Below are 14808 nucleotides of genomic sequence, written 5' to 3' on the forward strand. Positions count from 1 at the left end.
TTCCATGACCGACATCACCAGAATCCAAGGCGCCCCGACCTATACCCCTTCCCAGGGAGGCGACCTGAGCACCGCGATGACCGATCGGCTGCAGCAGGCCAACCTCGATACCACGCAGGCGCTGAAGGAGCTCACCAAACTGGCCAGCGTGCTGCAGACGAGCCAGCCCGGCAGCACCAGCGGTGGCAACAGCATCACCAACGCCAACGGCGCGCCGCAGATCGACGGCGTCACCATGAACTTCTCGGCCGAGGACATGGCCGCCGCTCTGCTGGTGCTGCAAGGCAAGACCCAGGAAGCCCAGCTGTCCACGGCCAAGGAAGGCATCACGACCAACAAGAAGAAGATGGAGGAGAAAAACAAGCAGGCGATGGACAAGATCAACGACTGGATCAAGAAGTGCGAGGACGCCGCATCCAAGCAGAAGGCCGGCGGCATCCTCGGATGGTTCCAGAAGATCTTCACCGCCGTTGCCGCCGTGTTCGCCGTGGTCGCCGCCGCCGTGGCGACAGCCGCCACGGGTGGCGCCGCAGCTCCCCTGCTCGCCCTGGCGGTGCTTGGCCTGGCCACGTCGATCGTGAGCATTGCCAGCGAGATCGACAAGGCCAATGGCGGCAAGGGCTTTGACGATGTGGCCGGCTGGATGGACCCCGCCTCGCTGATCGGCAAGGGCTTCGGCGAATTGGCCAAGGCCTTCGGCGCCGACGAGCAGCAGGCCGCCATCGTCTCGGCCACGTTCGCGGTGGTCGCCACCATCGCCCTCGTGGCGGCATCCGTCGCGCTCACCGGCGGTGCCTCGGCCATGAGCGACATGCAGAAGCTTGTTCTCACGGCCAGCCGCATCGGCCAGGCCGTGGCCGGCATCGCTGGCGGCGTCACCCAGGCCGCCAAGGGTGGCGTGGACATCGCCGTCGCCTACGACGAAAAGCAGGCCTCCCTGATCCAGGCCGACAAGAAAGGCATCGACGCCGTTCTCGCCAAGATGCAAAAGCAGATGGAAGAAGACCGCGAAGAGATCAAGAAGGTGATGGACCAGATGATGGAAGGCATGAACATCGTGAGCCAGATGATCAACTCGGCCGGCGAGAGCCGTGCCCAGATCTCGGCCAATCTGTCCGGCCGCACGCAGACCATTTGACGCGCAGCCGGCGCACAAGGAGCATCCCATGAGCATTGACGGAATCAACCGCGGCGGCGCCGCCAACTTCTACGGCGTCGGCGACGCCGGCCAGGCCGGCGGCCCGATCGGCGCCCAAGGTGCAGGCACCAACCAGCAGACCGACCTCACCGCGCTGCTGAACGCATCCAAGCTGCTGGGCGACAATCGCAGCAACCCTGCCGACGGCCTCAAGCAGCCCGATGGCGGCTCCATCACCGGCGCGATGTCGGTGCTGGGCAGCCTGGGGGACAACCAGGTGAGCGCCGATATCTACGCCTTCATGGCGCTGTTCCAGCAGATGGCCCAGCAGATGCGCGACACGGCCCGCACCCAGCGCACCACCGAAATGCAGGCCCAGATCACCTCGCTGCAGAACGCCGCCGAACAAATGAAGACAGCGGCCGCAGAACGCTTCTCGGCGGCCATTGCGCAAGGCGCCATGCAGATTGCAGGCGGTCTCATGCAGGCAGGCATGTCGGCCGCCTCGGTCAACAACACCGTGAAAGGTGCGCAGATGCAGAACCAGGCAGATGGCATGAGCCCCAAGGCGGTACAGCTGACGGGGATCAAGGTCGACGCGGCCAAGCTCACTGCCACGGGCCAGGCCCAGATGAACTACGGCCAGGCCATGAGCGGCATCAGCGCAGGCATGGGCGGCATGATCGGCGCCAGCTTCACCCTGGCGGCCGACAAGGCCGACGCGGCAAAGATGCAGCTGGAAACCCAGGCCAAGGTCCAGGAAACTGCGGTACAGCATGCCAACGACATGATGCAGCAGATGATGGACGTGATCCGCGACGTGCGCGACAAGCTGCAATCGATCCAGCAGTCCGCCATCGAGACCAACCGCGGCATCTCCCGCAATATCTGACCAACGAACGAGGGAACCCGCCGCCATGTCGAACCCCATCCACGACAGCAGCACCGTCCAGTCGATCCTCGACCTCAAGGACGCACTCGAATCGCTGCCATCCAGCTCGCGCCTGTCCAACAGCGACACCGAGGCGATCTACGCCCTGGCCCACCAGTTGGTGGTGCAGGGCCGCTACGAAACGGCTTACCGTTACTTCTCGCTGCTCACGCTGTACAAGCCCACCCACGTCACCTACCTGCAGGGCCTGGCCCTGTGCTACCGCATGCTGGAGCGCTACGACGAGGCACTGAACGTCTACTCGTTCCTCGCCACCATCGACACCGCCAACGTCGACCACACCATCGCCATCGTCGAATGCCTGCTGCTCAAACGCGAGTTCGACGAAGCCCGGCAGAACGTCGAGCTGGTGCTGCAGTACTGCAAGGAAAACGCCACCACCAACACCAAGGCCGGCGAACGCGCCCAGGTACTGATGGACCTGCTGCGCGGCCCGGCCCAAGGAGCCGTCCCTGCTGGAGCCTGACGACATCCGTCTGCTGACCCAGATCGGCTTTCTTGCCGCGGGCCAGGCCGACGTGCCACGCGCCGAACGCATCTTCGGCGCGCTTGCGCACGTGCGGCCTGACCGCGCTTTCGCACATGTGGGGCCGGCCATGGCCCTGCTCAATGCCGGGCGCGCGGCCGAGGCCGCGCAGCAGCTCCAGCGCGCCCTGCCGCAGCTCGCCCCCGGCGAGGATGCCGACACCGCGTCGGCGCTGTGCGCGCTGGCGCTTCAGCTGGAGGGCCGCACCAGCGAAAGCACCAGATTGCTGCGCGAGTTGCTGCACAATGCCCCGCCAGACGCCGACAATGACGGACTGCGGTTGGCACGCCGCATGCTGGGCGAACCCCAGGCTCCCGCCAGCCACGCACCTCTCTCGCCCTGACGCCAAGGACACCTGCCATGGACCCCATCACTGGCCCCCTCGCCGCACTTTCCTCTGCCACGCCGGTACTGGGCGCTGCCCCTGCCCCCATGGCGGCGCCCGACAGCCTTGCGGCAGCGCGCTTTTCCGCCATCCTGGGCCACCAGCCCACACCGGTGGCGGAAGCGGTGCAGGCGGCGCTGGCACCGGCCGCGGCGGGCAGCGGCGTTGCCGCCACCACGCCGGGCTCCATGGGCGAGCGCATCCTGGCGGGCATGAACAATGTCTCCAGCGACTTCCAGTCGGCCTGGAAGTCCGTGTCCACGGTGCTCGACGCCAGCGACAAGAACATGAACATGCAGGACCTGCTCAAGCTGCAGTTGCAGCTCGTGCAGGTGTCGGTGCAATACGACCTCGTGGGCAAGGCCGTGAGCCGCTCCACCCAGAACCTCGACCAACTGCTGCGCCTGCAATGAACGCTCCCGCCCTGCCTTCCTTCCCGGTTGCCCGGCGCCTTTGGCAGAGCCTGGTGGTGGTGCTGTGCGCGCTGCTGCTGGCCGCCTGCGGCGCGCGTGTCGACCTTCTCGGTGCCGTGCCCGAGGACGAGGCCAACGATGTGCTCGCAGCCCTCCTCAAGGCCGACATTCCGGCGCAGAAAACACCCGGCAAGGACGGCCAGGTGGGTGTGCAGGTCGACTCGGGCCAGGTGGGCCGCGCTCTCGAAATACTGCGCGAGAACGGCCTGCCGCGCGAGCGCTTCGCCGGCATGGGCCAGGTGTTCAAGAAGGAAGGCCTGATCTCCTCGCCCCTGGAAGAGCGCGCCCGCTACATCTATGCGCTGTCGCAGGAGCTGTCCAACACCTTGTCCAAGATCGACGGCGTGCTTGCCGCGCGCGTGCACGTGGTGCTGCCCGAGCGCGGCACCGCAGGCGAAGCCGGCGTGCCCTCCACCGCGGCGGTGTTCATCAAGCACCAGGACGGCTACAACCTCGACATCATCCAGCCGCAGATCCGCCGCCTGGTGACCAACAGCATTCCCGGCCTCACGGCCGACCGGGTGTCGGTCATCTTCGTCGGTGCCCAGCCGCGCGCCACCCCGGCCGCAGCCGCCGCCGCACAGACCGCCAGCGTCTGGGGCTTCGACGTGTCGCGCAGCGCGGTCGGCGGTCTTTCGGCCCTGCTGTGGAGCCTGGTCGCACTGCTCGTGCTGGCCTTGGCAGGGCTGGGCTACGTGGTCTGGCGCTACCTGCTGCCCGCGCGCGGCAACAAGCCGCTGGGCGCGGTGGCCACCACCGCCCGCCCGGTGTGACGGACTGAGCTGCCCCACCCTGATGGCCGCCCTGCCCACGCCTTCCTCACCCGCCACGGCTGCATTGTTCGTGCGGCTGCAAGCGTTCAATCTGCTGCCCAGCCACACGCTGCACCCGCTTCGCACCGCTGCGTGGTTTCCGGAGGCGGCCACGCTCGGCCCGCTGGCCGATCACCCGGCGGCGCAGCGCAGCCTGCACAAGCGCTGGTCGCAGCACCTGCTGGACCAGTTGGGCGATGATGCACGCCCCGTGGCCGACCTCATGCACCCCGCACTGCCGCTGGCGCTGGCGGCGCCCGCGCTGCTGCAGCGCCTGGTGCGCGATGCCGGCGTGCTGCTGTTGGGCCGGCAACTACGCCAGGCCATCGTGCGCGAGCAGGTGCTGGCAGCGCGCGAAGGCCTGGGGAGCGAGGCATTGCACTGGGCCCGCACCGAAGCAGCCGGCCTGCACCCTGGCCTCGACGACGCCAGCCCCTGGCTGAAGGGCCACGGCGCTGCCGACTACGCCCAGGCGGCCGACCACTTGGGCGCCGGCCTGCTGGCCCAGGCCTGGCACGATGCACCGGCGCCGCTGCGCCGCCGTGCCGACTGGAAACTCTCTCCCGACGCCGACGCGACGCCCGTGCGCGCGGCCAGCAGGCTCGATGCCGCGCATGCGCGCAGCCTGTGCCTGCAACTCCTGGCCCGACTGGACCCGCCATGGCTTTCCTCGTTCCCCGCAACCCGTTGACCCCCGCCCGCACATTGCACGCACGCATCGCGCCGGGCGTGCGCGTCGTCAAGGCGGCCGAAATGGCCGCCTGGGCGGATGCCGAGGGCCTGCTCGCCGCAGCCCTGGCGCAGGCCGACGCCATCGTCGCCGGGGCCCAGGCCGCGTTCGAGGAGGAACGCCAGCGTGGCTTTGCCGAAGGCATGGCCGAAGCGCAGCTGGAGCAGGCTGAGAAGATGATCGAGACCGTGAGCCGCACGGTGGACTATTTCGCCAAGGTCGAGACCGACATGGTCGCCCTGGTGATGAACGCGGTGCGCAAGATCATCGACGGCTACGACGACGAAGAGCGCGTGCTGCTGGTCGTGAAGAATGCGCTGGCCGTGGTGCGCAACCAAAAGCAGATGACGCTGCGTCTGCCGCCCGCCCGCGTGGACGGCGTGCGCGCGCGCGTCACCGAGCTGCTGGCGGCCTACCCCGGGGTCGGTTACCTGGACATCGTGCCCGACGCGCGCCTGCAAGGCGAGTCCTGCATCCTGGACAGCGAGATCGGCCTGGTCGAGGCCAGTATCGAAGGCCAGATCGCCGCTCTGCAGGGCGCCTTCCAGAAAGTGCTGGGCAGCCGCATATGAACGCCGCCATCGCCAAGGCACAGCCCCAGGGCAGCACCCGCTCGGTGCGCCAGTTCGACTACATCGCCGAAATGATGCAGCTGGCGCTGGACGACACGCCGGTGCTGCAGATCAAGGGCCGCGTCACGCAGGTGATCGGCACCATCATCAAGGCCGTGGTCCCCACGGTGAAGGTGGGCGAGGTCTGCGTGCTGCGCAACCCCGGCGAAGACTTCGAGATGAAGGCCGAGGTGGTGGGCTTTGCGCGCGACGCGGCCCTGCTCACCCCCATCGGCGACATGTACGGCATCTCGTCGGCCACCGAGGTGATTCCCACCGGCCGCGCGCACATGGTGCCCGTGGGCTTCGGCCTGCTGGGCCGCGTGCTCGACGGCCTGGGGCGCCCCCTCGACGAGGCCGAGCGCGGCCCGCTGGAGGCGAGCAAGTTCTACCCCGTGTTCGCCGAGGCGCCCGACCCGCTCAAGCGCCGCATCATCCAGGAGCCGCTGGAGCTGGGCGTGCGCGCGCTCGACTCGGTGCTGACCTGCGGCGAAGGCCAGCGCATGGGCATCTTCGCAGCGGCCGGCGGCGGCAAATCCACCCTCATGGGCATGCTGGTCAAGGGCGCGGACGTGGACGTGACCGTGGTCGCGCTGATCGGCGAGCGTGGCCGCGAGGTGCGCGAATTCCTTGAGCATGAACTGGGCGAGGAAGGCCGGCGCAAGAGCGTGATCGTCTGCGCGACCAGCGACAAATCGTCGATGGAGCGCGCCAAGGCCGCCTACGTGGCCACGGCCATCGCCGAGTACTTCCGCGACCAGGGCAAGAAGGTGCTGTTCCTCATGGATTCGGTCACCCGTTTCGCGCGTGCGCAGCGCGAGATCGGCCTGGCCGCGGGCGAGCCGCCCACGCGGCGCGGCTACCCCCCCAGCGTGTTCGCCACCCTGCCCAAGCTCATGGAACGCGTGGGCATGAATGACAAGGGCTCGATCACTGCGCTCTACACCGTGCTGGTCGAGGGCGACGACATGACCGAGCCCATCGCCGACGAGACCCGCTCCATCCTGGATGGCCACATCGTGCTCTCGCGCAAGCTGGGCGCGGCCAACCACTACCCGGCCATCGACGTGCTGGCCTCGGCCTCGCGCGTGATGAACGCCGTCGTCACACCCGAGCACAAGAAGCTGGCCGGCCGCCTGCGCGAGTTGATGGCCAAGTACGAAGAGGTCGAACTGCTGGTGAAGATTGGCGAGTACAAGCGTGGCGGCGACCCGACCACGGACGAGGCCATCGACAAGGTCGAGGCCATTCGCGCCTTTCTGCGCCAGCGCACCGACGAACATTCCAGCATGCCGCAGACGCTGGAAAAACTGGCCGCCCTGGTGGGATCGGGAGTGCGCCAGTGAGCATCTTCCGCGACCTGCTCGCCATCAAGGCCTTCCGCGAAGGCCAGGCCGAAAGTGCCGTGCGCGTACAGCGCCAGGCGCTGGCCGATGCGCAGGCGGCCCGCGAGGCGGCCCAGGCACTGCTCGCGCGCCTGGTGCGGGAAGGTCTGGAAACCGAAACCGCGCTCTACCGCGACCTGTGCTCGCGCATCGTGAGGCTGCGCGAGATCGAGGATGTGCAACTGTCCGTGGCGGGCCTGCGCCAGCGCGAGGCCGCGCAGCAGGACGCCGTGGATGCGGCCCTGCGCGCGCAGGAGGCGCAGAACCAAAAGCTTGACGCGGCCCGCGCCGCGCACAAGGAGGCCTCGCGCCAGAAGTCCAAGTTCGTCGACCTCGCACGCAACTACGCCGACGCGCAACTGCGCGAAGTGGAACGCAAGGAAGACCTGGAGATGGAAGAGGCTGCCAACGTCAGGCGCGACCGCGAAGACTGGGAAGCCCACGACCCGGAGGCCATCGCATGAGCATGACACAGGAGCAGCTCCGGTGACCGACCGCCCCATCCACCTCGATCTGGGCATGCCCGCGTCGACACCCTTCGACGTCCATGCCGGCAAGGGGGAGCAGCCCCCCACCGATACCCGCGGCCAGCAGCAGATGGACGACGACGCCCAGGCGCTGCGCGCCCTGCTCGATGCCGGCCGCCAGGCCCCGCCCGCCGCACCGGCCTCGCCGGCCACCGTGGCGCAGCGGCCCTTCGACCTGTTCGGCGGCCCTCTCGCCCAGCCTGCGGCACCATCCCCAGCCACGGCACCGGCCACCGCGCAGGACCTGCCGGGCGGCATCGACGACACCCTGGCGAGCATGGCAAAGCGCCTGCTGGTCAGCGATGGCAGCAGTGGTCGCCGCGCCGTGCAGATCCAGCTGGCCGACGACAACCTGCCTGGAGTGGTGCTCGACGTGTTCGAGGAAGAAGGCCTGCTCGTGACCTGCTTCACCTGTTCGCACGAAGGCGCGCGCGAGCGCCTGGCGCGCAATGCACAGTGGCTGGCCGACGGCCTGGCCGGGCGCCTGGGGCGGCCGGTCTGCGTGCGCGTGCTCGCCGACGACCCCGAAGACCCCTGCCCCGTGGAGGCGCGCGCCGGCGCCTGAGCGCCCCTGCCGCCCCGCCCCACCCCACCGCCCGCCCTCTGCACCGCAACGATGTCCGCCCAGCCCGCATACGCCAAGCCCCTGCAGCCGCAGCGCCTCTCGCGCAATGAAGCGCAGGCGCGCACAACCATCGCGCAGCGTGCCGCCGGCCTGCCGCTGCGCCTGGGCACCGCCGCCTGGCAGGCACGCCTGGTCCCTGCCACCACCCCGGCCGCCGTGCCGGCACCCAGCACCACCCTGCGCTTCGAATGGGCCGGCGCCCAGTTCACCCTGCGCCTGCCGGCACTGGCCATCGAGCAGACGCTCGCCGCCAGCCTGGGCAGCGCCGCCCTGCCGGCCGTGCCCGATGGCGTGGCGCAGGCCCTTCTGGAAGCCGCCCTTGCCGACCTGCTCGCCACCCTGCAAACCCTGGGCCGCGGCGCGCCGCAGCTGGTGGACTGGACCGCTGACGAGGCACCCGCCACGGCACTGCCGCCCCATGCCTTCGATCTGGTGCTGCGCGCAGACGCCGGCCCCGAAGCCATCGCCGCGACCCTGCATGCCGACGGCCTGGGCCTGCTGCTGCTGGCGGGCCTGGTGGCGCGGCGCCCCCCCGCCCCCGGCCTGGAGCAGGACCAGGTGCCGATCACGCTGCGCGCCGAGTTCGGCTTTTGCCGCCTCACGCTGGACGAGGTGTCGGGCCTGGCCCCGGGCGATGTGGTCCTGATGGACACCTGCTTCCTGGGCGGCCAGGGCACGCTCTGGCTGAACGCCGGGGCCCGGGCCGGCCTGCACGTGGCGTATGCGCAAGCCCAGGCCCCGACGGCCGGCAACGCAGCGACCCCGCCCTCCTTCACCGTTCTGCACCCATGGACCGATACCATGCCCGCTGTTTCTTCCGCTGACGAAGCGCCCGCCAACGGCGCTGCCGCCGCTGCGCTCGACGCCCTGCCCGTGCGCCTGTCCTTCGACCTGGGCGAGGTGTCCCTGACCCTGGCGCAACTGCGCGCACTGCAACCCGGCCAGACGCTGGACCTGGGCCACCCGCTTGCCGGCGCCGTGCGCATCCGGGCCAACGGCGCCCTGGTGGGCGAGGGTGACCTGGTCGAGATCGATGGCCAGCTGGGCGTGTCCATCCGCCACCTGTTTGGCGACGGCGCAGCGCGATGACGAGTTTCGATCCGATCACGCTGGCGATACTGCTGGCGCTGATGGCGCTGATGCCCACCCTGATCGTGGTCTGCACCTGCTTTCTCAAGATCGTGGTGGTGATGTCGCTGCTGCGCAATGCCCTCGGGGTGCAGCAGATGCCGCCCAACCTGGCGCTGTACGGCATGGCGCTCATCCTGTCGGTCTACGTGATGGCGCCCGTGGGCGTGAACATGTTCGACCGGCTCACCGCCCAGCCCGACACCCTCAAGAGCGTGCCCGCGCTGATCGGCGGGGTGCGCGAAGGCGCCGAGCCGCTGCGCGAGTTCATGACCAGGAACAGCCGGCCCGAGCAACGCGACTTCTTCGTGCGCACGGCCAAGCGCATGTGGGGCCCCAAGCTGTCAGCGGACGTCACCGAGCGCGACTTCATCGTGCTGATGCCGGCCTTCGTGGTGTCGGAGCTGACAGCGGCCTTCCAGATCGGTTTCCTGCTCTACCTGCCCTTCGTGGTGATCGACCTGATCGTCTCCAACATCCTGCTGGCCATGGGCATGATGATGGTGTCGCCGGTGACCATCTCGCTGCCGCTCAAGCTCTTCCTGTTCGTGATGGTGGACGGATGGTCGCGCCTGATCCAGGGCCTGGTCCTGACCTACGCCTGACATACGGAGCCCGCCATGCAGACCGTCGACGTCGTCTCCTTCTTCACCCAGGCCCTGTACCTGGTGCTCTGGCTGTCGCTGCCGCCCATCATCGTGGGCTCCATCGTCGGCACGCTGTTCTCGCTGTTCCAGGCGCTCACCCAGATCCAGGAGCAGACGCTGTCGTTCGGCGTCAAGCTGATCTCCGTCTCCATTACCCTCTTGCTCACGGCGCGCTGGGTGGGGGGCGAGCTGTTCAATTTCACGTTGCAGATCTTCGACGTGATGCCCTTGCTCGGAAAATAACGCGGCCCGCCCTGCCTGCGCTGGAACCCCATGGACCTGCCGGTTACTTACGATCAAGCCAAGTCGTTCGTCGCGACGCTGGCTTTGACGCAGCCGCGCATCCTGGCCATGTTCCTCGTCCTGCCGCTTTTCAACACCCAGCTCGTACCCGGCCTGGTGCGCTTTGCCATTGCCGGGTCGCTGGGCCTGGTGATGGTGCCAGCACTGCAGCCGCAGATCACGGCCGCCGACTGGGGCACGGCACAGGTGCTGGGCACCATCGTCAAGGAGGCCTTCATCGGCTTCGTCATCGGCTACCTGGCAGCCATCCCATTCTGGATCTTCGAGGCCGTGGGCTTTCTCGTGGACAACCAGCGCGGCGCCAGCATCGCCTCCACCCTGAACCCGCTCACCGGCAACGACTCGTCGCCCCTGGGCCTGATGTTCAACCAGGCCTTCATCGTCTTCTTTCTGCTCACGGGCGGCTTTTCGCTGCTGCTGAGCACGCTGTACGACAGCTTCGCGCTGTGGAGCATCACGCAGTGGATGCCGGTGCTGCAGCCCGAGTCGGTGCCGGTGATGCTGTCCCAGCTCGACCGCCTGGTGCGATTGGCCGTGCTCTTCGCCGCGCCGGTGCTGGTAGCCATGTTCCTGGCAGAAATCGGCCTGGCCCTGGTCAGCCGCTTTGCACCGCAGTTGCAGGTGTTCTTCATGGCCATGCCCATCAAGAGTGCGCTGGCCATGCTGGTGCTGATGCTGTACGCCGCCTCGCTGTTCGACTACGGTGCCGATCAGGTGGACGCCGTGGGCCGCATCCTGACCCTGCTGCGCGAGCAGTGGGGCCCATTCGGCAACCGCTAGCGCAAAGGAGCACGCATGAGCGAAAAAACCGAACAACCCACCGGCAAGCGCCTGCGCGATTCGCGCCAGAAAGGCGACGTCGCCTACAGCAAGGACTTCACGCAGACGCTCCTCATCCTGGCCATCTTCGGCTACCTGCTGGCCAGTGCCGGGCGCATCGTCGAAGGCCTGGGGCAGATGATCCTGCTGCCCGCCACCTTGCTGCACATGGGCTTCAACGACGCGGCCAACGCCCTGATCGACGCCGTGCTGCGTGAAATGGCACTGGTGGTGCTGCCCTTCATCGGTATCGTGCTGGCGGCCGGCATCTTCGGCGACACCATGCAGGTGGGCATCCTGTTCGCGTTCGAGAAGCTCAAGCCCTCGGCCAAGAAGCTCAACGTGCTGGACAACCTCAAGAACGTCTTCTCCAAGAAGAACCTGATGGAGTTCCTCAAGTCGGTGCTCAAGATCGGCTTTCTTTCGGCGCTGCTGTGGATCCTCATCGCCGACGCCCTGCCCATCATGACCAGCATCCCGCAAGCCGGCATGGCGGGCCTGGGCCATGTGGTGGGCGAGCTCATGAAGACCATGCTGATCAATGTCGGCCTGGCCTACGGTGCCATATCCCTGGCCGACTTCGCCTGGCAACGCTACCAGTACCGCAAGGGGCTGATGATGAGCAAGGACGAGGTCAAGCAGGAATACAAGGAGATGGAGGGCGACCCCCACATCAAGCACCAGCGCAAGCACCTGCACCAGGAAATGATGCAGCACGGCGCCGTGGAGCATTCGCGCAAGGCGACCGTGGTCGTCACCAACCCCACCCACCTGGCCGTGGCCCTGCGCTACGACGCCGATGAAACCCCGCTGCCCGTGGTGTTGGCCATGGGCGAAGGCGCTCTGGCCGAACGCATGATGCAGGCCGCGCGCGAAGCCGGCGTGCCGGTGATGCAGAACATTCCGCTGGCGCGCGCGCTCACCGAGCACGCGCAGGCCGGCCAGTACATTCCCTCCGAACTCGTCGAACCCGTGGCCGAGGTGCTGCGGCTGCTGCAACAGATGGAAGGCCCTACGCCATGATGACCTCCGCCCCGGCCGATCCCGCCTCCGCCCGCCTGCTCCAGGCCTATGCCGCCCAGTTCGGTGCTGGCGATACAGCCCCGGGCAGCAGCAGCGCACCGGTCACGCTCACGGTGGACGGGCAGTACCGCATCCGCCTGCAGGCCTTGCCGCAGGGCGGCATTGCCGTGCGCTCACGCCTGCGCAGCCTGCCCGAGCCAGGGCCCGCACGCGACGACCTGCTGCTGGGCGTGGCCCGCCTGGCCTGCGGCACGATGAAAGAACACGCCGCCGCCTGCGCTGTGGACGAGCGCGACCGCGCCATCTGGCTGCAGCAGGCCGCCTCCGCCAATTCCACCCAGGACATCGACGATGCCGTGGGAAGTTTCGTGAACTGCCTGGCCTTCTGGAGCAAGGCCATCGCCAACGTCTGACGCCGCAGCCCCATGCACCGCACCATCCCCACCCGCCCGCTCTTGTCCCGCCTGGCCACCACACTGGCCTGCGCCCTGGCCCTGGCCACCGTGCCCGGCGCCCACGCCGGCCCGGTGCCATGGACCGACGCCCCCTACAGCTACTACGCCGACAACGCCCCCATCGCCAATGTGCTGCGCGACTTTGCGGCCAGCTTCAGCTTGTCGCTCGAGCTCTCGCCCCTGGTCGAGGGCAAGGTCAGCGGGCGCTTCAATGCGCAGAGCCCCACCGAATTCATGGACCGCATGGCCAGCGTCTATGGGCTGACCTGGTTCACCCATGCGGGCACACTGTTCGTCGCGCGCACCACAGAGATGAGCACGCGCAGCATCACCTCGGGCGGCAGCAGCATTGCTGCGGTGCGCCAGGCGCTGACCAGCCTGGGCGTGCTCGATGCACGCTTTGGCTGGGGCGAACTACCCGAGCAGGGCGTTGCCCTGGTGTCGGGTCCGCCGGCCTACGTGGCCTTGGTCGAACGCACCATGGCCACACTGCCGCTCACCGCAGGCGGGCAGCAGGTGGCGGTGTTTCGCCTCAAGCACGCCTCCGTGGACGACCGCACCATCCTCTACCGCGACCGGCAGATCACCACGCCGGGCCTGGCCCAGGTGCTGCGCAACCTGATCACCGGCGGCACCGGTTCGTCCGGCGTGAACAACGCGTTGATCTCGTCCATCGCCGCGCCGCTGGTCGAGGGCATGCCCTCGGCGGCCAACACGGCGGGCCTGTCGTTCGACGCCGCCAGCTCCGGCCAGGCTGCGGCGCTGGCGGCATCGCCCAATGGCACGGCCTCGGCCACCGGGGCCCGCACGCAGCCGTCCAGCACCGCGGGCGCAGGCGCACGGGGTGCGGCCGGCAACACGGGCAGCAGCGTGAACAACCCGCGGCGCCTGGCGCCCTCCATCCAGGCCGACTCGCGCCTGAACGCCCTGATCGTGCAGGACACGCCCGAGCGCATTCCGCTGTACAAGGCGCTGATCGATCAGTTGGACGTGCCCACACCGCTGATCGAGATCGAGGCGATGATCATCGACGTCAACTCCACCAAGCTCGATGAGCTGGGCATCTCCTGGACCGGCCGCAGGGGCGGCACCGTGGGTGGCTTTGGCAACATGGCACCCACGGGCGACGGCAACGATCTGGTGCTCGGCGCGCTGCAGCGCGGCGCCTCTATCGACCCAAGCAGCCTGGTGGTGAGCTCGGGCAACTTCCTGGTCAACCGCATCCGTGCGCTCGAAGGCACGGGTGACGCATCCATCCAGTCGCGCCCATCCATCCTGACCATCGACAACATCGGCGCCTTGCTCGACCTGTCCGAGACCTTCTACATCCGCAGCGTCGGCGAGCGCGTGGCCACCGTCACTCCCATCACGGCAGGCACCACGCTGCGAGTGACGCCTCACTTCGTGCAGCGCGCCGAAGGCCCGGTGATCCAGCTCGATGTAGATATCGAAGACGGCCAGATCCAGGAGACCCGGGTCGACGCCATTCCCACGGTGCGGCGCAGCGTGGTGAGCACCCAGGCTATCGTTGGGGAAGGCCAGACCCTGCTGATCGGAGGCTACAAGAGCACCCAGCAGACCAATGACAGCAACCGCGTGCCCATCGTGGGCCAGGTGCCGCTGCTGGGGCTGCTGTTCTCGCACAAGACCAACAACTATCAGACGCGCGAGCGCCTGTTCATGATCAAGCCGCGCCTGGTGTCTCTGCCCGCATCCACCGCCAATGCGGTCGAGGCCCTGCGCCCGAGCCCCCAGTAAGCGCAGGGCGGGATCGACGGGGCGCGGCAGCGCCGCGGAGTACCAGTCGTTCATCGCGCAGCGCCACCCGCGGCGCATGAAACTGGCGCGCCTTAGAACCTGTTTACGATCTCCCAGGGATCGCGCAGCGGCCTTGGCGGGTGGTATGCAAGGCGCGGTGCGCAGTTGATAGCCCGGCACAACCAAGCGCCGCAACGCCGCAGACCGCCCGCCAAGGCCACTGCCTGAAGGGTTGGAGCGAAATCGGGCCGATGAACTCGGAATGTTTGACGCCCCGGTTGCTTGCATGGGCACGAGCCCATGCGGCGCATCCGAAGCATCCACTCATCCCGATTGCGCTCCAACGCGATCCCCTGCGAGATCGTAAACAGGTTCTGAGGCCAGCGCCCCCGCGCAAGGGCCGCCCCGCCGCGAAGGCGGCGTATCCAGCGCTTGCGCTGGGGGCGTCCCCTTCCCAGATGGCGAAGCAATATGAGAGAGGGGCTGAGGGCCGCGGCTCCAAGCCTGCCTG

At 68.2% G+C, this 14808-nt stretch carries 18 protein-coding genes; all 18 read left to right on the forward strand.

Features of this window, described 5'->3' with window-relative positions; translation table 11 throughout:
* Positions 1-4 precede the first annotated feature (4 nt).
* The 18 genes from sctE to sctC all read left to right on the forward strand — a co-directional run bounded on the left by sctE (position 5) and on the right by sctC (position 14297).
* On the forward strand, positions 5-1138 hold the full coding sequence (gene sctE / locus AC3WOH_RS09360; RefSeq protein ID WP_492229091.1) for a type III secretion system translocon subunit SseC family protein: 1134 nt from the start codon (positions 5-7) through the stop codon (positions 1136-1138).
* Positions 1139-1166: 28 nt separating this feature from the next.
* Positions 1167-2030 (forward strand): type III secretion system translocon subunit SctB, encoded by an 864-nt coding sequence (gene sctB / locus AC3WOH_RS09365; RefSeq protein WP_492229092.1) that lies wholly within the window; start codon positions 1167-1169, stop codon positions 2028-2030.
* Between the two features lie 25 nt (positions 2031-2055).
* Positions 2056-2556, forward strand: coding sequence for a tetratricopeptide repeat protein (locus AC3WOH_RS09370; protein WP_184863373.1), 501 nt, complete (start codon positions 2056-2058; stop codon positions 2554-2556).
* 130 nt (positions 2557-2686) lie between these two features.
* Positions 2687-2959 (forward strand): hypothetical protein, encoded by a 273-nt coding sequence (locus tag AC3WOH_RS09375; protein WP_492229093.1) that lies wholly within the window; start codon positions 2687-2689, stop codon positions 2957-2959.
* 17 nt (positions 2960-2976) lie between these two features.
* A complete protein-coding gene (sctI, locus tag AC3WOH_RS09380; RefSeq protein WP_492229094.1) occupies positions 2977-3414 on the forward strand; it encodes a type III secretion system inner rod subunit SctI in 438 nt (145 codons plus the stop codon).
* Positions 3411-4247: a type III secretion system inner membrane ring lipoprotein SctJ gene (gene sctJ, locus AC3WOH_RS09385; RefSeq protein ID WP_492229095.1), complete on the forward strand. Its 837-nt coding sequence runs from the start codon at positions 3411-3413 to the stop codon at positions 4245-4247. Before sctI ends, sctJ begins: the two co-directional genes overlap by 4 nt.
* Positions 4248-4269: 22 nt before the next feature.
* Complete coding sequence (locus AC3WOH_RS09390) at positions 4270-4977, forward strand: SctK family type III secretion system sorting platform protein (RefSeq protein WP_492229096.1); 708 nt, start codon at positions 4270-4272, stop codon at positions 4975-4977.
* A complete protein-coding gene (locus AC3WOH_RS09395; RefSeq protein WP_492229097.1) occupies positions 4947-5588 on the forward strand; it encodes an HrpE/YscL family type III secretion apparatus protein in 642 nt (213 codons plus the stop codon). Before AC3WOH_RS09390 ends, AC3WOH_RS09395 begins: the two co-directional genes overlap by 31 nt.
* A 44-nt stretch (positions 5589-5632) precedes the next feature.
* Positions 5633-6973: a type III secretion system ATPase SctN gene (gene sctN, locus AC3WOH_RS09400; protein WP_492229238.1), complete on the forward strand. Its 1341-nt coding sequence runs from the start codon at positions 5633-5635 to the stop codon at positions 6971-6973.
* Positions 6970-7476, forward strand: coding sequence for a type III secretion system stalk subunit SctO (gene sctO, locus AC3WOH_RS09405; protein ID WP_492229098.1), 507 nt, complete (start codon positions 6970-6972; stop codon positions 7474-7476). Before sctN ends, sctO begins: the two co-directional genes overlap by 4 nt.
* Positions 7477-7498: 22 nt before the next feature.
* Positions 7499-8104 (forward strand): hypothetical protein, encoded by a 606-nt coding sequence (locus tag AC3WOH_RS09410; RefSeq protein WP_492229099.1) that lies wholly within the window; start codon positions 7499-7501, stop codon positions 8102-8104.
* 51 nt (positions 8105-8155) lie between these two features.
* On the forward strand, positions 8156-9253 hold the full coding sequence (sctQ, locus tag AC3WOH_RS09415; protein ID WP_492229100.1) for a type III secretion system cytoplasmic ring protein SctQ: 1098 nt from the start codon (positions 8156-8158) through the stop codon (positions 9251-9253).
* Positions 9250-9897, forward strand: coding sequence for a type III secretion system export apparatus subunit SctR (gene sctR / locus AC3WOH_RS09420; RefSeq protein ID WP_492229101.1), 648 nt, complete (start codon positions 9250-9252; stop codon positions 9895-9897). Before sctQ ends, sctR begins: the two co-directional genes overlap by 4 nt.
* A 15-nt stretch (positions 9898-9912) precedes the next feature.
* Complete coding sequence (gene sctS, locus AC3WOH_RS09425) at positions 9913-10182, forward strand: type III secretion system export apparatus subunit SctS (RefSeq protein ID WP_184863353.1); 270 nt, start codon at positions 9913-9915, stop codon at positions 10180-10182.
* Positions 10183-10212: 30 nt separating this feature from the next.
* A complete protein-coding gene (sctT, locus tag AC3WOH_RS09430; RefSeq protein ID WP_492229102.1) occupies positions 10213-11022 on the forward strand; it encodes a type III secretion system export apparatus subunit SctT in 810 nt (269 codons plus the stop codon).
* 15 nt (positions 11023-11037) lie between these two features.
* On the forward strand, positions 11038-12084 hold the full coding sequence (sctU, locus tag AC3WOH_RS09435; protein WP_492229103.1) for a type III secretion system export apparatus subunit SctU: 1047 nt from the start codon (positions 11038-11040) through the stop codon (positions 12082-12084).
* Positions 12081-12497: a type III secretion system chaperone family protein gene (locus AC3WOH_RS09440; RefSeq protein ID WP_492229104.1), complete on the forward strand. Its 417-nt coding sequence runs from the start codon at positions 12081-12083 to the stop codon at positions 12495-12497. Before sctU ends, AC3WOH_RS09440 begins: the two co-directional genes overlap by 4 nt.
* 12 nt (positions 12498-12509) lie before the next feature.
* Entirely contained in the window at positions 12510-14297 is a 1788-nt protein-coding gene (gene sctC, locus AC3WOH_RS09445) for a type III secretion system outer membrane ring subunit SctC (protein WP_492229105.1), read from the forward strand.
* Positions 14298-14808 lie beyond the last annotated feature (511 nt).

This window comes from Acidovorax sp. FW305-C-20-28, from assembly GCF_058783375.1.